Annotated in this window: 16 protein-coding genes and 1 tRNA gene; 10 read left to right on the forward strand and 7 right to left on the reverse strand. The window is 64.5% G+C overall.

Features of this window, described 5'->3' with window-relative positions; genetic code table 11:
• The first annotated feature begins 348 nt into the window (after positions 1 to 348).
• Both ABWY06_RS11225 and ABWY06_RS11230 read left to right on the forward strand, forming a co-directional pair.
• A complete protein-coding gene (locus ABWY06_RS11225) occupies positions 349 to 1116 on the forward strand; it encodes a hypothetical protein (RefSeq protein WP_353925649.1) in 768 nt (255 codons plus the stop codon).
• Positions 1117 to 1207: 91 nt separating this feature from the next.
• Positions 1208 to 1801, forward strand: coding sequence for a hypothetical protein (locus ABWY06_RS11230; protein WP_353925650.1), 594 nt, complete (start codon positions 1208 to 1210; stop codon positions 1799 to 1801).
• 37 nt (positions 1802 to 1838) lie between these two features.
• On the opposite strand, the gene ABWY06_RS11235 is transcribed toward ABWY06_RS11230, so the two are convergent.
• Together ABWY06_RS11235 and rtcR are read right to left on the reverse strand one after the other, a co-directional pair.
• A complete protein-coding gene (locus ABWY06_RS11235; protein WP_353925651.1) occupies positions 1839 to 2354 on the reverse strand; it encodes a GNAT family N-acetyltransferase in 516 nt (171 codons plus the stop codon).
• A gap of 36 nt (positions 2355 to 2390) precedes the next feature.
• Positions 2391 to 4001 carry an RNA repair transcriptional activator RtcR gene (gene rtcR / locus ABWY06_RS11240; protein ID WP_353925652.1) on the reverse strand — a complete coding sequence of 537 codons (1611 nt, stop codon included), beginning with the start codon at positions 3999 to 4001 and terminating at the stop codon, positions 2391 to 2393.
• A 283-nt stretch (positions 4002 to 4284) separates the two neighbouring features.
• On the opposite strand from rtcR, the gene ABWY06_RS11245 reads away from it, so the two are divergent.
• The 5 genes from ABWY06_RS11245 (at position 4285) to ABWY06_RS11265 (ending at position 8178) form a co-directional block, all read left to right on the forward strand.
• Positions 4285 to 4358: transfer RNA gene (locus tag ABWY06_RS11245), tRNA-OTHER, on the forward strand.
• 332 nt (positions 4359 to 4690) lie between these two features.
• Complete coding sequence (locus tag ABWY06_RS11250; protein WP_353925653.1) at positions 4691 to 5830, forward strand: slipin family protein; 1140 nt, start codon at positions 4691 to 4693, stop codon at positions 5828 to 5830.
• Positions 5831 to 5877: 47 nt separating this feature from the next.
• The gene (locus tag ABWY06_RS11255) at positions 5878 to 6237 is read left to right on the forward strand and encodes a zinc-ribbon domain-containing protein (RefSeq protein ID WP_353925654.1); all 360 of its coding nucleotides are present in this window, start codon (positions 5878 to 5880) and stop codon (positions 6235 to 6237) included.
• A 49-nt stretch (positions 6238 to 6286) separates the two neighbouring features.
• Positions 6287 to 7549 carry an RtcB family protein gene (locus ABWY06_RS11260; RefSeq protein WP_353925655.1) on the forward strand — a complete coding sequence of 421 codons (1263 nt, stop codon included), beginning with the start codon at positions 6287 to 6289 and terminating at the stop codon, positions 7547 to 7549.
• A gap of 14 nt (positions 7550 to 7563) precedes the next feature.
• The gene (locus ABWY06_RS11265) at positions 7564 to 8178 is read left to right on the forward strand and encodes a hypothetical protein (protein WP_353925656.1); all 615 of its coding nucleotides are present in this window, start codon (positions 7564 to 7566) and stop codon (positions 8176 to 8178) included.
• Between the two features lie 21 nt (positions 8179 to 8199).
• Here the strand turns inward: ABWY06_RS11265 and ABWY06_RS11270 are convergent, their stop codons facing one another.
• The gene (locus ABWY06_RS11270) at positions 8200 to 8625 is read right to left on the reverse strand and encodes a hypothetical protein (protein WP_353925657.1); all 426 of its coding nucleotides are present in this window, start codon (positions 8623 to 8625) and stop codon (positions 8200 to 8202) included.
• 150 nt (positions 8626 to 8775) lie between these two features.
• Between ABWY06_RS11270 and ABWY06_RS11275 the strand changes: the two genes are divergently transcribed.
• Together ABWY06_RS11275 and rtcA are read left to right on the forward strand one after the other, a co-directional pair.
• Entirely contained in the window at positions 8776 to 9579 is an 804-nt protein-coding gene (locus ABWY06_RS11275; RefSeq protein ID WP_353925658.1) for a nucleotidyltransferase domain-containing protein, read from the forward strand.
• Between the two features lie 25 nt (positions 9580 to 9604).
• Positions 9605 to 10633 (forward strand): RNA 3'-terminal phosphate cyclase, encoded by a 1029-nt coding sequence (gene rtcA, locus ABWY06_RS11280; protein WP_353925659.1) that lies wholly within the window; start codon positions 9605 to 9607, stop codon positions 10631 to 10633.
• 374 nt (positions 10634 to 11007) lie between these two features.
• On the opposite strand, the gene ABWY06_RS11285 is transcribed toward rtcA, so the two are convergent.
• Complete coding sequence (locus ABWY06_RS11285) at positions 11008 to 11841, reverse strand: EamA family transporter (protein ID WP_353925660.1); 834 nt, start codon at positions 11839 to 11841, stop codon at positions 11008 to 11010.
• A gap of 164 nt (positions 11842 to 12005) precedes the next feature.
• Between ABWY06_RS11285 and ABWY06_RS11290 the strand changes: the two genes are divergently transcribed.
• On the forward strand, positions 12006 to 12341 hold the full coding sequence (locus tag ABWY06_RS11290; protein WP_353925661.1) for a hypothetical protein: 336 nt from the start codon (positions 12006 to 12008) through the stop codon (positions 12339 to 12341).
• A 188-nt stretch (positions 12342 to 12529) separates the two neighbouring features.
• On the opposite strand, the gene ABWY06_RS11295 is transcribed toward ABWY06_RS11290, so the two are convergent.
• From ABWY06_RS11295 to ettA, 3 genes are all read right to left on the reverse strand, one after another.
• A complete protein-coding gene (locus tag ABWY06_RS11295) occupies positions 12530 to 13669 on the reverse strand; it encodes an AAA family ATPase (protein WP_353925662.1) in 1140 nt (379 codons plus the stop codon).
• Positions 13666 to 14526 (reverse strand): RNA ligase family protein, encoded by an 861-nt coding sequence (locus ABWY06_RS11300; protein WP_353925663.1) that lies wholly within the window; start codon positions 14524 to 14526, stop codon positions 13666 to 13668. The genes ABWY06_RS11295 and ABWY06_RS11300 overlap by 4 nt, the downstream gene beginning before the upstream one ends.
• 279 nt (positions 14527 to 14805) lie before the next feature.
• The gene (gene ettA / locus ABWY06_RS11305; protein WP_353925664.1) at positions 14806 to 16470 is read right to left on the reverse strand and encodes an energy-dependent translational throttle protein EttA; all 1665 of its coding nucleotides are present in this window, start codon (positions 16468 to 16470) and stop codon (positions 14806 to 14808) included.
• Between the last annotated feature and the right edge of the window lie 108 nt (positions 16471 to 16578).

Consider the following 16578-nt stretch of genomic DNA (forward strand, 5'->3'; position numbering starts at 1 on the left):
CCAACAGGCGGCTGGGTAATAGGCCCACCCGCAGGCCCCGAAAAGGCTATTACCTCATTCGCCCAAGGCCATGGAGCGGCCACACGGCTGCCTGGGCCTGGGCCTGGGCAGGAGCATTGAAGCACCGCGAGGCCTGTTAGCTGGCGCGTAGAAGCGCGGAAACCGAGATTCTGGAAACGCCTGGGGGTCCTGAGCGCTTCGTATTGGAAGCACTTTGCCCACCTCGCAGGCTCCTGTATAAGCCTTCTAAGAAGACGGCCTGTCCCGCCCGATCTTGGGAAGCGCCGGGAAGCTTAATGTGGCCGAGGTAGGGACTTACGCGTGCCCATCAGCAGAATGGAAATCTCGATGTCACAACCACGTCCGAAAGCCCGGCCCAGTGCCTTTCACCTGACTTGCGTGAGCCTTTCGCTGACCACCTGCCTCCTCAGTGCGACGGCCACGGCACAACCCTTGCTGCGGGTTTCGCAACCGACCTGGGCGGAGTTGACGCCGGTCGAGCGTAACGCCATTCAGAAAACCCATGTCGTCGAGCTGGTGGCGCTCAATGCCTTTGGTTTGATCATGGACAACCAAAGTATCGACGAATCCCGCCCAGGCACCTCTGGCGGGGCCCGTCTGGGCGAGACCGTTGCCCAGGCCAGTTATATCGATCACGCATTCAAGGACGGCAACCGCTACTCCGCCAAGAACCAGCTGGCGATTGGACTGCTGGGGGCCCTGGTCGGCGCCTCCATGGACCAGGCGCCCCAGGCGCAATTTCACCACCGCTACGCCGTCAAGCTGGGGACGGGCAATGTCGAGTATTTCGATGAAGTGAAGGGCGACGGATTCAGGCACTCGCCCGGCGTGTGCATCGCCATTCCAGCCCTGACCCTCACCGACCAGCAGCTCTGCAGCCAGACAGCCGCCAGTCTAAGGGCGCTGTACCTGCCGACCACGGCGGCCGCAACCGGCCCAGTGCCCACGCCTGATGCCAAACCCGCCAGCGTGCGCACGGACACACCAACAACATCACCCTCCGACCTGGTCAACTGCAAGTCGGGAACCCTGGCCCCGGTCAGAACCACCGCCAAGAAATGCGCGCTGATCAACGGAATCGCGCAACCCCAATAAACCACCCGTGGCGAAACTTAATGGCGCAGCTCTATCGCGGTGCGCCGGCTGATCGAGCGCCTTCACGGACACCTTAATGGAGCGATGATCCATGTTGATAAAATTGGTTGCAGTTGCCAGCCTGTTGTTACTGCTGACCGGCTGCGCCACCCCCCCCACTTATATTTACGGCGATCAAACCTATTACTCTCCCGAGGCGGTCCTAGGGGCCATCGACATCGACTTAATCAACACACTGGCCAGTATTCAACCCTTGCCGGCTCCCTTGACGCAGAGGAAACTGATATACGCGGTTCCCAGTGAGTCGATCGTCATAGCCGAGGCCAAAAATCAGTACATTAAAAACAACCGCCAGCCGGCACAAGGTGCGGCACTGATATCCCTGGAAACCCTTGCCACTGGAAACTATAAGTCGCTCAAACTCGGCCACGCCGCCGTTGATAAAAGGAACATCTATTCATCGGTTCAATGGGTGACGATGCAGGCAATGACCGGGGAATTTCCTGCATCACCCGAGACCGATGTACTTTATTACACCCAGGCATCACAAGACTCGGGCCAATGGTTCTACGTGTCCTACAAGCATGGCAAACAGATATTCGCTCACGACCGTAGCGCCCCCGAGAGCCTCGGCAAAATCAACGCCTTTATCGAGGCCGTGCAGGCGCAAGCCATTCGCGAATAGAGAGCCGCTCAGCAGTATCCTGCGACAGGCTCTATAGTCAGGGCCCAGCGACCTCACAGCTCATCAACAGCTTGGCCAGGTACTCGCCATCCACCGCCAGCGCCTGGGGCTCGCGGCCGAAGGTGACAAAGCCGCAGCGCTGGTACAGCGCCAGGGCCGCCTGGTTGCCTTCGGTCAGGCTCAGTTGCACCAGCCGCACCCCGTCACGCCCGCGCGCCTCGGCCAGGGCCGTCTGCACCAGGGCAAGGCCCAGGCCCAGGCCGCGCAGAGCCGGCGCCAGGTAGAGGCCAAACAACTTGGCCTTGTGCCGGACCTTTTCCTGCTGGGCGAAGGTGAGTCCCACCACCGCGGCCAAGGCGCCGGCCTGCCAGCAGCCCAGCACCCGGGTTTTGGCCTGTGGCCCCGCTTCCAGCCGCGCCGCCCACCAGGTCAGCGGCAATGCCGCGCGCTCGGCGACGCTGGAGGTAAAGGCCCGCGGATGCCGCGCGTAGGCCTCGAGCATCAGCCTGCGGTAGTCCGCGGCATGTCCGGGCAACAGGCGTTCAATCTTCATCGGTAGCGTCCCATCAGCAGAGCCAAGGTGTAAAAACTAACGCAGGCTTTTCCAGTCCAGGCCAAAACGCGCCAGGTACTTGCGCAGCCGATCCGCGTCGTTGGGTTGACTCTTGCCCTGGCGCGACACGGCGAACAGCTGGCGACCGGCCTCGGACAAACTGCTGGCCTGGCGGCAGAGGGCGATCACCGCCGGCAACTGCAGGCGATCGAACAGGTCCAGCTGCTCCAGGCGCTCCCCCAGCAACCCGTGCAGCACATCCGCAGCGTCACCCTGGCCCGCAGCAACGGCCGTACCGGACCAGGCCCGGCGCAGGCGCAGCACTTCCTCGTCGACCTGGACCTCGTCGATCCGTCCACTGTCGGCCAGGGTCGCCATGCGGGTGATGGAGGCCGACAGTTCGCGAAAATTACCGCTCCAGGCCGCCTCGCTGGAGCTGGCAAAGGCCAGGTAACGCCGCCGCGCCTCCAGGTTGAAGCGCACCAGGCGGCCGTGTTCGCGGGCGTAGCGCTCCAGCTCGAATTCCAGATTCGGCTCGATATCCTCGCGGCGCCCGGCCAGGCCCGGCATCTCGAAGGTCCAGAGGTTGATCCGGGCGAACAGGTCCTCGCGAAACAACCCCTGGGCCACGCGCTGGCGCAGGTCGCGGTGGGTGCCGGCGATCAGCAGGAAATCGCTTTCGACCTCGCGGTCGCTGCCCAGGGGGAAAAAGCGTTTTTCCTCGATGGCCTTGAGCAACATGGCCTGCTCGTCGGGGCCCAGCTCGCCAATCTCGTCGAGAAACAGCATGCCGCCGTCGGCCGCCCGCAGCAGCCCTTCGCGGGCCGCCTGGGCGCCGGTAAAGGCGCCCTTGCTATGGCCAAACAGCGCCGACATGGCGCCGTCGCCGCGCAGGGTGGCGCAGTTGACCTCGACAAAACGCCCCTGCAGCAGGTGCCGCGCGCGTTTCAGCTGGTAGATGCGCCGCGCCAGAAAGGACTTGCCCGAGCCGGTGGGCCCGACCAGCAGCATGGGCGAGCGCGAACGCACCGCCACCCGCTCGATCTGCTCGATGCTGCGGTTGAACGCCGGGTTACGGGTGGCAATACCGGCCTTGAGAAACGCCAGGGTCTCCTGCTGCTCCCGACGAAACCGCGTGGCGATACGGTCGTAGCGCGACAGGTCGAGGTCGATCAGCGCGCAGGTACCGATATGCTCGGCGTCGTCGTTACGCCGGCCCGGCGAGGTCTGCACCAGGCGTGCCGGCAGGTACCGCGCCTCGGTCAGCAGGAACCAGCAGATCTGCGCCACGTGGGTCCCGGTGGTGATATGCACCAGGTAGTCCTCGCGTTCGGTATCGAAGGCATAGGCGCTGGTGAACTCGTGCAGCGCACCATAGACCTCCTCGAAATCCCAGGGGTCGCGCAGGGTCATCGGGTGCAGGCGCACCTCGGTCTCCGGCGAGACCGCGGCGATATCGTCGCGAATCCGCCCGGCCAACCCGGCATCCCGTGGACTGTGGATCAGCTCCAGCCGGTCGAGTAGCAGGTCCGGCTGCTGACACAGCCCCACACTGGGCCGCCATTTGTGCCAGCGATTGGCGCCCTTGCCCACCCGGTCCAGGGTGGCGCCGACAAAACCGAGGGCCACCGTATGCTTGCGTTGCATGCTTATACCAAAAGATAAATAACGATCTTAAAATATATTAAATCCTGTAAAAAATCCGCGCATCGAACCGGAATAAATTCAAAAAATAGAATATTTCTCTTTTAAATTAACAACTTATAAAAACTATTGGCTTTCCTGACAGAACTGGCACGCCGCTCGCAATATCCCTCTCGACCGCATCGCCAGGCAGGCCTTCGGGTCGGGAGTCGAATCCCGCCGGTGCAGGGACCCACCCTTCGGGGTGTCGGTTGCCCTGTATGCCGCCACCGCAACGACCGGTCATGGAGTCGGTAGCTCAGTGGGTAGAGCACTTCTGTTCGCAGGAGCCGTCGCAGGTTCGAGCCCTGCCCGAGTCCACTCGATAGCTCAGCTGGTAGAGCAGTCTTTTTCGGAGGACCTGTCGCGGGTTCGACTCCCGCTCGAAATGCCCTTTCACGGCAGCAACACCTCAGGCACTACCCGTCGGTGCGGCACTGGGACGTTCCAGCGCCACCGCCGATCTGCCCGGCCCCAGGGTCGAGCGACAGGCAGACATGCGTTTGGGCCGAGGACCGGCCCCGCGGCCAGGACGGCCGAAACGCCAGGTTTCCCCGTCGCCCCACCCTGGACGCCCGGCGGATCGGCGACCACCGACACCCGGTTAGGCAATAACCGAATGGCTCAACAATAAAGAATCAGGAAGAACGACCATGACTATTTTCAAGCGCTGGATGGTAAAGAAGAACGAACGCGGCCTGCTGTTCTCCGAGGGCGACTTCGTATCGATCCTCGAGCCCGGCCAGCACGTCCGTTTCGACCCCCGCCAGCGCCTGAGCCTGCAGCTCTACAGCCTTAACACAGCGCTGTTCGAGCACCCGCTGACCGCTTACCTGCGCCAGCACGAAGCCGCGCTGGTGGAGCGATTCTTCCAGCGCTGCGACCTGAACGAACAACAGGTCGGCCTGCGCTTCGAGGACGGCCTGCTGGTCGAGCTGCTGCCACCGGGCGCCCGCCGCCTGTACTGGAAGAGCCAGGCCGAGCAGCGCCTGGAAACCATCGAGCTGAGCCAGACCTACCGCCTGGAGCGCGAGCTGGTCGCCCGCCTGAGCCAGCCCTCCCTGCGCGGCCGGCCTTTGCCCGGCCTGGACGCGGTGCTGCTGGCCCAGGTGCCGGCCTACCAGGTCGGTGTGCTCAAGGTCGATGGCGAGGTGATCGAGTTGCTGCCGGCGGGCCTGCATGGCTTCTGGCGCTTCAACCGGCAGATCGGCGTGGAGCTGGTGGACCTGCGCATCCAGGCCCTGGAAGTCAGCGGCCAGGAAATCCTCAGCCGCGACAAGGTCAGCCTGCGCCTGAACCTGTCCGCCAACTGGCGCTACACGGATGTGCTGCTGGCCCACGAGCACCTGGCCAAACCCCAGGAGCAGCTGTACCGCGAGCTGCAGTTCGGCCTGCGGGCCGCGGTGGGCACCCGCAGCCTGGATGAACTGCTGGAGAACAAACAGGCGATCGAGCAGACCCTGTACGCGCATCTGGCCGGCAAGTTGCCCGGCCTGGAGGTCAGCAGCCTCGGGGTGCGCGACATCATCCTGCCGGGCGAAATGAAGGCGCTGCTGGCCCAGGTGCTGGAAGCTGAAAAAGCTGCCCAGGCCAATGTGATACGCCGTCGCGAGGAAACCTCGGCGACCCGCTCGCTGCTCAACACCGCCAAGGTGATGGAAGACAACCCGACGGCCTTGCGCCTGAAGGAACTGGAAACCCTCGAGCGGGTAGCCGAACGCATCGACCGGATCTCGGTGTTCGGCGGTCTCGACCAGGTGCTCAACGGCCTGGTGAAACTGGCCCCGCATTGAAAGCCACAGCCATGGGCAATAACGCGACAGAACAAGGTATAAAAATAATGAAAAGCGGAAAACAACGCCGCCAGGAACTACGCGCCGCCCGCCTGCGCCGTGCCGAAAAAAACCGGCAGGCCCTGCTCGACTGCCTGCCGCTGAGCTTCACGCCCAGCAGCCAGTTGGCGGTTCGGCCTGGTCTGCTGGCGTCCTACAACAGTTACGGCCAACCGCTGTTCGTGGCGCGCGGCTGGTACCAGGACCAGCCCTTTTGCTGCCGCGATTGCGGTCGGGATGAAATCTGGACCGCGGCGCAGCAACAATGGTGGTACGAAACCGTGCAAGGTTCGGTGTATGCCAGCGCCATCCGCTGCCGGCCCTGCCGCCTGGAACGCCGCCAGGCCGATGGCCGCGCCCCGAAGTAGCCCCTGTCGGCGACGCCGGCAGCACTGAATAGAAAAATGGATACCGATGATGAATACCGAGATAAACGAGACACTGCACGACAACGCCCCGGCCACCAGCTTCCAGTTGCTGGAGGTAGCCAACGGTAAACCGATCAAACTCTGGACCCAGGGCGTGCCGGTGGAAGCCGAGGCGAAGCAGCAGCTGATCAACACCGCCAAGCTGCCCTTTATCTTCAAGCACCTGGCGGTGATGCCGGACGTGCACCTGGGTAAGGGCTCGACCATCGGCAGCGTGATCCCTACCCTGGGCGCGGTAATCCCCGCCGCCGTGGGCGTGGATATCGGTTGCGGCATGATGGCCGCGCGCACCTCGCTGATGGCCAGCGACCTGCCGGACAACCTCGGCGGGCTGCGCGACGCCATCGAGCGCGCGGTGCCCCACGGCCGTACCAGCGGCCGCGGCGCCCGCGACAAGGGCGCCTGGGAGAATGTACCTCAGGCCACCGACCAGGCCTGGTCGAACCTGGCCGGGCGCTTCAAGTTGATCACCGATAAACAGCCACGCCTGGAAAAGACCAACAACCGCAAGCACCTGGGAACCCTGGGGACCGGCAACCACTTTATCGAGGTCTGCCTCGACGAAGCCCAGCGGGTCTGGTTCATGCTGCACAGCGGATCGCGCGGCGTGGGTAACGCCATTGGCAGCCTGTATATCGAGCTGGCCAAGGCCGATATGCGCCAGCACATCGCCAACCTGCCGGACAAGGACCTGGCCTATTTCGAGGAGGGCAGCCAACACTACGACGACTATGTGGAGGCGGTGGGTTGGGCCCAGGATTTTGCCCGGCAGAACCGTGAGCTGATGATGCAGGCGGTGATCGCCGCAGCGCGTCAGGTCATCGGCAAGCCGTTCGAGGCCAACTTGCAGGCGGTCAACTGCCACCACAACTATGTGCAGAAGGAGCGGCATTTCGGCGAGGAGGTCCTGGTTACCCGCAAGGGCGCGGTCTCGGCGCAGAAGGGCGAGTTGGGGATCATTCCCGGGTCCATGGGCGCCAAGAGTTTTATCGTCCGTGGCCTGGGTAACCCGGAGGCGTTCAACTCCTGCAGCCACGGCGCCGGACGGGTGATGAGCCGGACTCAGGCGAAAAAGCGCTACAACCTGGACGACCAGATCCGCGCCACCGCCCATGTCGAGTGCCGCAAGGACCTGGACGTGATCGACGAGATCCCCATGGCCTACAAGGACATCGAGCAGGTCATGCATGCCCAGCGCGAGCTGGTGGAAGTGGTGCACACCCTGCGTCAGGTGGTGTGCGTTAAGGGCTGAGCCAGGAGCAACGGATGGACGCGTTACAGGAACTCTGGGATCCCCAACTGAAACAGCTGCGCGAACGGCTGCGTCTGGCAGGCTGCGTTTTCGAGTTCGAGGTGTATCGCCTGCCTACCGCTGGCGCGGCCGATGAAGACCTGCACCGCCAGGCGCTGGCGGGGTTGTTTGCGCGACTCGAACTGGAGCGCGAACGCTGGCGCCAGCGCCTCGTGGCCCGCCACGGGGTAGCCGATCAGGGGCTGCCGCCAGTACTGCGGGTCGAGCTTGAGCAGGCGCGTCCCGCGTCCCTGGATTCCCACGCCATCGGCCAGTTGCGGCGTACTCACCATTGGCAAAAAGGTCAGGTACCGCTGTACGCCGCGTTTCGCAACCCGCCTTACGGCACCCGATTAGGAGAGGAGGAAATGGCCACGCTGTTCCACGACTGGCTCGATCTGCTGGGCCTGCGTGCGGACGAATTCGTGCAGGTGCTGGACTGGGTCGGCGAGGCCCATCGCGACCCGAATCGCAGCGACTGGAGCAATTACTTCGACGACGGCAAGGACTGGTGGGGCGTCTGGTGCCTGAGCATTGGCAACCCCGCGCGCGGCACACTTAGCGTGCTGGCCGCCAGCGCGACCGACTGATCCCTGGGTGCAGCGACCGGCTTACTCCGGCGCCAGGCACATCAGCCAGCGGCGCAGGCGGTTAGTGGAATGGGGGACCAACCCTTCCTTGCGGCAGTGCTCGAGAAAGGCGTAGAGGTAGGCAACCCGCTCGGCACGGGGTATCTCGGTCAGCTCCTTGAGCGGGAACCACTGCAGGTTCTTGCCCATGGACAGCAGCACCGAGAAATGCCGGGCCTGGGTAAAGGTCACCAGGGTCCGGCGCACGACCAACAGGTAACACCAATTGGCCGCCGGCCAGGCGAAACGACAAAGTACCACCACCATCCCGACCAGCATCAGACCTTGCAGCAGCCAGCAGAAGACACCCTGCACACCCAGCAGGCTCGGCACCAGGCACACCGCCAGGACGCCGCCGATCAGGCACAGCACGGTGGCCAGCAAATTGAAGATATGTGAATAGACCATGACAGGGGATTATCCGCGGGGCTTGTAAGAGGGCCACTGTTTAGCCCATGCCAGGCCAATCGACCATGGCGCCAAGCATGGAACGTGATCCAACACACACTATGGGTCGGGGCTTCGCCCCACCCACGCACAAGGCCGAGGAGGCCTGAAATGGAATTGAACGAACGCCACCCGCTGTCGCCCGAGATGCGCGAATGGGTGTTACGGGAACTGAAGGAAATAGAAACCCAGTATGACGTGCAGGTGCTGTATGCCTGCGAGTCGGGGAGCCGCGCCTGGGGCTTCGCATCCCCAGACAGCGACTATGACGTGCGCTTTGTCTACGTCCATCGCCAGGCCTGGTACCTGCGGGTGGACGAACCGCGGGACGTGATCGAGCGCCCGCTCAGTGACGAGCTGGATATCGGTGGCTGGGAGCTGCGCAAGACCCTGCGTCTGCTGCGCAAATCCAATCCGACCCTGCTGGAATGGCTGGACTCGCCACTGGTGTACCGTCAGGAACCCGGGGCGGCCGAGCAGCTGCGAAACCTGGCCGAGGCCTTTTACTCAGCCCAGGGCGCCCGTCACCATTACCTGTCGATGGCCAAGAAAAACTTCCGTGGCTACCTGCAGGATGAGCAGGTGCGCTTCAAGAAGTACCTCTATGTGCTGCGTCCCTTACTGGCGGTGCGCTGGATCGACCAGGGCCTGGGTCGCCCGCCCATGACCTTTGCCGCGCTGCTGGAGGCCACCGTGCAGGATCCGCAGCTGCTGGCCGAGATCGATGAATTGCTGGTGCTCAAGCGCCAGGTGGTCGAGTCGGCCTACGGCCCTCGCCGCCCGGCGCTGCACGCCTTTATCGAGCAGGCACTGCTCCAGGCCGAAAACCAACCGCCACTGCCGGCACCCGGCGGCGATACCGCCGAACTGGACCGTTACCTGCGCGAGACCGTGCTGGGCTCGAACACAGACTGACCCGCGCCCCTAAGGATCAAGAAAGATGCACAAGGATTTTATGGAACTGGACGGCGCCATGGGTGGCGGCCAGGTACTGCGCAGCGCGCTAAGCCTGTCCATGGTCAGCGGCCAGGCATTCTCCATCGTCAATATCCGCGCCCAGCGCAGCCGCCCTGGGCTGCTGCGCCAGCACCTCACCGCGGTACTGGCGGCCGCCGAAGTCTGTGGCGCCGAGGTCGAGGGCGCGCGGCTGGGCTCGACCCGCCTGAGCTTCCGGCCCGGGGCGATTCACGCCGGCGATTACCGCTTCAGCATCGGCACCGCCGGCAGCTGCACCCTGGTGTTGCAAACCCTGTTGCCGGCGCTGTTGCACGCCCCCGACCAGAGCCGCCTGTGGCTCAGCGGTGGTACCCATAACCCGGCGGCGCCGCCGGCGGATTTCCTGCAGCTGGCCTGGCTGCCGCTGTTGCGACGCATGGGCGTGCAGGCCGAGCTGAAGCTGCTGCGCCATGGCTTCGCGCCGGCCGGCGGCGGCGAGCTGCAGCTCGAGGTGCAACCCGCCACCCTGCAACCGCTGCACCTGGAACAGCGCGGCGCGGTGCTGCAGCAGCACGCCCGCACCTTGCTGGCGGGCGTGCCCGGCCATGTCGGCGCGCGGGAACTGGAACGCCTGGGCAAACGCCTGTCGCTGCCCGCCGAGGCGCTGCATTTTGTTCACCTGCCCGAGGACCAGGGGCCGGGCAATGCCTTGCTGCTGGAAGTGCACTGCGAACAGGTCAGCGAAGTCTTCGCCGCCTTCGGCCAGACCCGTCTCAGCGCGGAAAAAGTCGCCGACCTGGTGGCGCACCGTGCTCGCCGCTGGCTGTTGAGCGAGGCCGCAGTGGACGAACACCTGGCCGATCAACTGCTGCTGCCGATCGCCCTGGCCGGCGGCGGCAGCTTCACCACGCTGGCCATGACGCCGCACCTGGAAAGCAATATCCAGGTGATCGAGGCTTTTCTGCCGGTGCGATTTCACTGCGAGGAGTTGGGAGCGGCACTCTGGCGAATCAGCCTGGTGCCTGCCGCCTGAGGCAGAGCAATCCAGGCGATCACGCAGCCAAGCACAAGCGGATAACACCACCCGCCCCTTTCAGTAGGCCGAGCCCACTCGTTGTGCAGTGGGTCAAGCGGCAGGGACGCCGCGAGAGTCGCGATGGGCCAGGGACGGCCCTTCGCGACGGGCCCATGGAACAATGAGGGGGAGAGGGAACCCGCCGCAGGCGGGCCGAATGTCAGGGGCAAGCCTTTTGGGTTACTTTTGGGGCGACTGCCAAAAGTGACCCGCCGTAAGGGCGGAACCCGAGGTTTGTGCCGATAAATGAGTGACGCATATGCGCCGCACCGAACAGCCCACGCACCAGATCGACTCGCCTCAACATGTAGAGTGAGCCTGCAATGGAGCAATCACGACAACCGCAGCAATACCGCCCCCAGGGCGATCAGGGCGATCGCCAGGCCCTGCACTCGGCCGATGCGTTCGCCCAAAAACAGCCAGGCGATCAGCAGTCCGAACAGGATCGAGGTTTCGCGCAGCGCCGCCACCAGCGCCACTGGCGCCAGGGTCATGGCCCACAGAGCCAGGCCATAAGACAGCAGCGTCCCGGCGCCGCCGAGCAGGCCGTAGTGCCAACGGCTGCGTAGCTCGCTCGAGAACGCCCCGCGCCGGCACAGCAACGTCCACAGCAGCAAGGGAACAGCCGTCAGCAGGAAAATCCACAGGGTATAGGCCGCCGGCGCCCCCGACAGCCGTACGCCCAGGCCATCGATCAGCGTGTAACAGGCGATCACCAGGGCATTGATCAGCGCATAGCCAGTGGCGGCGCGCCCGGCCCCGCGCCCCTGCCACACCAGTACGAGGATCCCGCCACAGAGCGTGCCCAGGGCCAGCCAGCGAAGGACCGAGAGACTTTCACCCAGCAGCGGCCCGCTGGCCAGGGCGACCAGCAAGGGCGCGGTGCCGCGTATCAGGGGGTAGGCCTGGCTCATTTGCCCGGCATGATAGGCCGCCGCCACCAGACGAAAATACACTACCTGAACCAGGGCGGACGCCGCGATATAACCCCAGCTGGCCGCTGCGGGTGCCGGCAACCAGGGCAGTGCCAGCAGCGCCATCCCGCCCGCCGCGCTGGTCACCATGACCGTGCCCATCAGCTTGTCGTCGCCACCGCGCACCACCGCATTCCAGCTGGCATGCAGCAGCGCCGCGAACAGCACCACCAGCACCAGGCTTGCCGTCATCTTCTCAATGCCCCTGTCGACCCGCTTGAAGGCGGCGGCGCCGTACCCACGGCACCCGCCAGAGCCAACCGATTAACGTTTTCATCACAACCGACGCCCTAGACTCGGACGATCATCATTCCTGCTGCGCGTACGCCCGCCCTAATGGCGTATGGGAGTTTCGCATGGCGCGTTATCCGGCCGTCCTTTCCCTGGTCCTGACCAGCCTGCTGAGCGGTTGCCAATCGACCCGCGAGACTCTGCTGGGCCAGGGCTACCCGCCGGCCTTCGCCGAGGGCTTCCAGGACGGCTGCCAGAGCGGCCAACAGGCGGCGGGGGCGATCAGCGGCGGCTACCGCAAGAACGTGCCACTGTACCTGAGCAGCGCGCAGTACGCCGAGGGCTGGGGTGACGGTTTCCAGCAATGCCAGGCCATGGTCGAAAGCCGTGAACGCCGCGCCTACCACGAGCGGCGCCACGAAGAACAAGGCGAACACTGGCAAGAGCCGCGCCCGCGCTAAGCCCGCCCAAATCGGTTGTCCTATGGCATCGGCCGAGCGGCTCGAACACGGCGCTCGGTCCCCGTCTGCGGCTGATGCGCTGCACACACGCCATGCCCGCGCCGGCGGGTATCCAGCCCTGGCGACACGGCAGCTGCTCCGAGAGTGACACCAGGGGCTTTCGTGGACCTGGGCCAGGCGTGACCGCCCTAGCCGGTCAGGTAGTCCACCTGGTGGGCCTCGCTGGGCACCGGCACCTCCCATTTGAACAGCATCCGCTGGATATCCGCGTTGCGCAGTGAGCTGTCACGACGGCTGTTGCGTCGGTATAGCTCCGCTTCCGGCCGTTCCAGGTACACCAGTCGTACCTTGGCCTTGTAGGCATACAGCAGATCGAGGGTTTTCTGGCGCATCTGCAGCGACAGGTGCGTCGAATTCCATACGAACGGCCGCTGCTGACGCAGCAAGGCCTTGGCCCGGTCGATCGCGTAGTGGGCCGCGGCCCCTTCGTTCTGGCCATGCTTGAGGCCCAGGGCCTCGCGCGCATCGTCGAAGGAAATCACCGGCAACTGCGGGCAATGCTCGGCCACCCAGGTGTCCTTGCCGCTGGCCGGCAGCCCGGCCAGCATGGTCACCGACGACCCCGGCGGTTCGTGCAGGGCGTAGTCCGGATGGACCCGGGTGCCACGGAAGTACTGCACCCGGGTATAGGCATCGGCGAAGTGGCGCGGCGCGTGCAGACACCCCTCCTCCTGCGCCAGCTCGCGAAACAGCGCGATCTCGTCCAGCACCGCGGCCTTGCCCACATAGTGTCGGCCTTGCATGTCCGCCTCGGCCAGGCAGCAAAGCATCCACAGTGGCAGCTCCCAGGACAGCCGATGAATCAGGAACTCCGCGGATTGCCCCTGGCGATTGCCGCTGAGGGCGAAAAACGGCAGCTGGTGCACCGCGATCAGCCGGCAGATGGCCTCGCGCAGGGCAAAGGGCACCCCGGCGCGCCACAGCAGCAGACGCGCATCCACCGCGCCGCGCCGCGAGTGCCCGGGCTGGCCGATGCGCCCGCTGTCGGGATCGATTACCGTGGTGTCCGGCTTGGCGATGTCGTGCAACAAGGCGCTGACAAACAGCACAAATCGCTCGTCCTGGCTGCTCGCCTGATAATCCGCTTGTTGCAGCAAGGCCTCCAGCACCATCAGGGTGTGGGTCCAGACATCACCCTCGGCATGGTAGTAAGGGTCCTGCGGGGTATTGGCCAAGGGAGCAAGGCTGGGTATGGCCGCCAGCCAGGCCGCCGCGTCGATCTGGCGCTCGGATTGCAGCACCAGGCGTTGCAGGTCCGGGTAGTTCATTGGCCACCTCCGGTCGGCGCCCAGCGGTGGGTCAGACGCGGCGCATACAGGTCGACCCCCGGCGCCAGCTGGTTGGCAATAAAGGGCTGCTCGGCGTGGTGCTGGCCGGCCTGTTCGATGGCCTGGATAAAATCCTGGCGCACCCATTTGATCCGTCCGTCGGTGGTCGCCGGGCTCTCCAGCTTAAGGTACAGGCCTTCCATGCGGATCGAGCGGTCGCACTGGCGCCAGGCACGTGCCACGTCCAGGCCTTCGCGCCGCACCTGGGTCTCGAAGCCGGCCTGCCAGGCCGGCGACTTGGCGCCCGAGGGGCCGACCAGGGCCAGCAATTCTCTCAGGCTGCCCGGCGCCACCCCGGCGAACAGCACCGGCACCGACAGCACCGGGCCGTCAGCCAGCAGGGCGTGACGGCGGACCGTGGAGAGGAAACAGCCGGCCTGGCGATCCCAGATATCGAATTCGCAGAAATAGTGCGGCAGCTGGTCGTAGAACACCGCGTGTTTTTTATGCAGCCATTCGCCATACAGGACGTAACGGTCCTCTAGGCGCTCCAGCAACCAGGGTTCATGGGCCACCGCCCACTGCTTGAGCAGGTTGAACTGGCGCTCGCGGCCTCCGCCGCTCAGGTAATGCCCGCGCGATTGCAGCAACAGCTCGGCGGCCGACGAGAAGCTGATGGCGCAGTTGGCGCCGTCGAGTTTTTCCTCTACCACCAACCAGCGACCCGCCAGACGGTGGTAGGCGACCTGACCCGCCTCGCTATCGCCGGGCTGCAGGCGCGAGCCTTGCAGGTGCGGGGTGCGCGGGTATTTGATCAGTTCGAGGTTTTGCGCGTAGGCGCAACGATTTATGCTCATGGGTTTTCTCCAGATCGATCAGGGAAAACCAACGACAGCAAAACAGGCAGGGGCGAGCACCACCGGGGCACAGGCAACCATCAGGCACAGCGAAACCGTCGTCGGTATCAGGCGTGTTGGTTGAGGCGGGGCACTTCGTTCACCACTGAAAGGAAAGGTGCAGGAGGACAGCAGGCGCGCATTCAACGCCAAGGCGCCTTGCGCCGTCAAGCGCAGCTGGCGCTGCGCCCTGGGCCAGTTGGCAAAACGGAGCCCTGAGGCTCCGTTATGGGCTGCCGCTTACGCAAGCTTTTTATGGCGAACCCGATGCGGCTGGGCCGCCGCGTCGCCCAGGCGTTTCTTGCGATCGGCCTCGTACTCGGTGTAGTTACCTTCGAAGAACAGCGCCTGGGAGTCATCCTCGTAGGCCAGGATATGGGTCGCGACCCGGTCCAGGAACCACCGATCGTGGGAGATGACGATGGCCGCGCCGGGGAAGTCCAGCAGGGCCTCTTCCAGGGAGCGCAGGGTTTCCACGTCCAGGTCGTTGGACGGTTCGTCCAGCAGCAGCACGTTGGCGCCCTCTTTCAAGGTCAGCGCCAGGTGCAGACGACCGCGCTCACCGCCGGAGAGGTCCTTGACGAACTTCTGCTGGTCGCCGCCCTTGAAGTTGAAACGACCAACGTAGGTCCGCGACGACACCTCGTAATTGCCGATGCGGATCTGGTCGGAACCGTCGGAGACCATTTCCCAGACGGTCTTCTTGCCGTCCAGGTCCTCGCGGCTCTGGTCGACGCAGGCCAGCTGCACGGTTTCACCAATTTCGATGCTGCCCGAGTCCGGCTGCTCCTTGCCCATCAGCATGCGGAACAGGGTGGACTTGCCCGCGCCGTTGCCGCCGATGACCCCGACTATGGCGCCCTTGGGCATGCTGAACGACAGGTTGTCGATCAGCACACGATCGCCATAGCCCTTGCAGACGTTCTTGAACTCGATGACCTTGTCGCCCAGGCGTGGACCGGCCGGGATATAGATCTCGTTGGTTTCGCTGCGTTTCTGGAATTCCTGGGACTGCATTTCCTCGAAACGCTGCAGACGCGCCTTGGATTTCGACTGACGGGCCTTGGCGCCCTGGCGCACCCATTCCAGCTCGTCCTTCATGGCCTTTTCATGGGCCGACTGCTGCTTGGACTCCTGGGCCAGTCGCGCCGACTTGGCTTCCAGCCAGCCCGAATAGTTGCCCTCGTAGGGAATGCCGGCGCCGCGGTCGAGCTCGAGAATCCAGCCGGCGACGTTGTCGAGGAAATACCGGTCGTGGGTGATGGCCACTACGGTGCCCGGGAAGTCGTGAAGGAAGTGCTCCAGCCAGGCCACCGAATCGGCATCCAGGTGGTTGGTCGGCTCGTCCAGCAGCAGCATATCCGGCGCCGACAGCAGCAGGCGGCACAGGGCGACCCGACGTTTCTCGCCGCCGGACAGCACCGCGACCTTGGCGTCCCAGGCGGGCAAGCGCAATGCGTCGGCGGCGACTTCCAGCTGGCGCTCCAGGTTATGGCCGTCGGAGGCCTGCAGGATCGCTTCAAGCTTGCCCTGCTCGGCCGCCAGGGCGTCGAAGTCGGCATCCGGCTCGGCGTAGGCGGCGTAGACCTGGTCCAGGCGCGCCTGGGCGTTCTTGATCACGCTCACCGCCTCTTCGACCACTTCGCGCACGGTCTTGTCCGGGTCCAGCTGCGGTTCCTGGGGCAGGTAGCCGATATTCAGGTCCGGCATGGGCCGTGCTTCGCCGTTGAACTCGGTGTCGACCCCGGCCATGATTTTCAGCAGGGTGGATTTACCCGAACCGTTCAGGCCGAGCACGCCGATCTTGGCGCCCGGGAAAAACGACAAGGAAATGTTTTTCAGGATTTCCCGCTTCGGCGGCACGACCTTGCCCAGCCGATGCATGGTAAAAACATATTGAGCCATGGGTAACCTAGCGTCTGTTCAGAGAAAGAAAGATGACGCGAGCGACGCTGCCATTCGGCTGGCGCGGCGGGCCATGATGCAAGTCACGGCCGGCGCGCCGAAAAAGCC

This window comes from Pseudomonas sp., from assembly GCF_040514055.1.
Taxonomy (GTDB): Bacteria; Pseudomonadota; Gammaproteobacteria; order Pseudomonadales; family Pseudomonadaceae; genus Aquipseudomonas.

Bases quoted from the DNA above. Each gene is read 5' to 3' on its own strand.
- ABWY06_RS11225 (WP_353925649.1), top strand. From the start codon at position 349: ATGTCACAACCACGTCCGAAAGCCCGGCCCAGTGCCTTTCACCTGACT.
- ABWY06_RS11230 (WP_353925650.1), top strand. From the start codon at position 1,208: ATGTTGATAAAATTGGTTGCAGTTGCCAGCCTGTTGTTACTGCTGACC.
- ABWY06_RS11235 (WP_353925651.1), bottom strand. From the start codon at position 2,354: ATGAAGATTGAACGCCTGTTGCCCGGACATGCCGCGGACTACCGCAGG.
- rtcR (WP_353925652.1), bottom strand. From the start codon at position 4,001: ATGCAACGCAAGCATACGGTGGCCCTCGGTTTTGTCGGCGCCACCCTG.
- ABWY06_RS11250 (WP_353925653.1), top strand. From the start codon at position 4,691: ATGACTATTTTCAAGCGCTGGATGGTAAAGAAGAACGAACGCGGCCTG.
- ABWY06_RS11255 (WP_353925654.1), top strand. From the start codon at position 5,878: ATGAAAAGCGGAAAACAACGCCGCCAGGAACTACGCGCCGCCCGCCTG.
- ABWY06_RS11260 (WP_353925655.1), top strand. From the start codon at position 6,287: ATGAATACCGAGATAAACGAGACACTGCACGACAACGCCCCGGCCACC.
- ABWY06_RS11265 (WP_353925656.1), top strand. From the start codon at position 7,564: ATGGACGCGTTACAGGAACTCTGGGATCCCCAACTGAAACAGCTGCGC.
- ABWY06_RS11270 (WP_353925657.1), bottom strand. From the start codon at position 8,625: ATGGTCTATTCACATATCTTCAATTTGCTGGCCACCGTGCTGTGCCTG.
- ABWY06_RS11275 (WP_353925658.1), top strand. From the start codon at position 8,776: ATGGAATTGAACGAACGCCACCCGCTGTCGCCCGAGATGCGCGAATGG.
- rtcA (WP_353925659.1), top strand. From the start codon at position 9,605: ATGCACAAGGATTTTATGGAACTGGACGGCGCCATGGGTGGCGGCCAG.
- ABWY06_RS11285 (WP_353925660.1), bottom strand. From the start codon at position 11,841: ATGACGGCAAGCCTGGTGCTGGTGGTGCTGTTCGCGGCGCTGCTGCAT.
- ABWY06_RS11290 (WP_353925661.1), top strand. From the start codon at position 12,006: ATGGCGCGTTATCCGGCCGTCCTTTCCCTGGTCCTGACCAGCCTGCTG.
- ABWY06_RS11295 (WP_353925662.1), bottom strand. From the start codon at position 13,669: ATGAACTACCCGGACCTGCAACGCCTGGTGCTGCAATCCGAGCGCCAG.
- ABWY06_RS11300 (WP_353925663.1), bottom strand. From the start codon at position 14,526: ATGAGCATAAATCGTTGCGCCTACGCGCAAAACCTCGAACTGATCAAA.
- ettA (WP_353925664.1), bottom strand. From the start codon at position 16,470: ATGGCTCAATATGTTTTTACCATGCATCGGCTGGGCAAGGTCGTGCCG.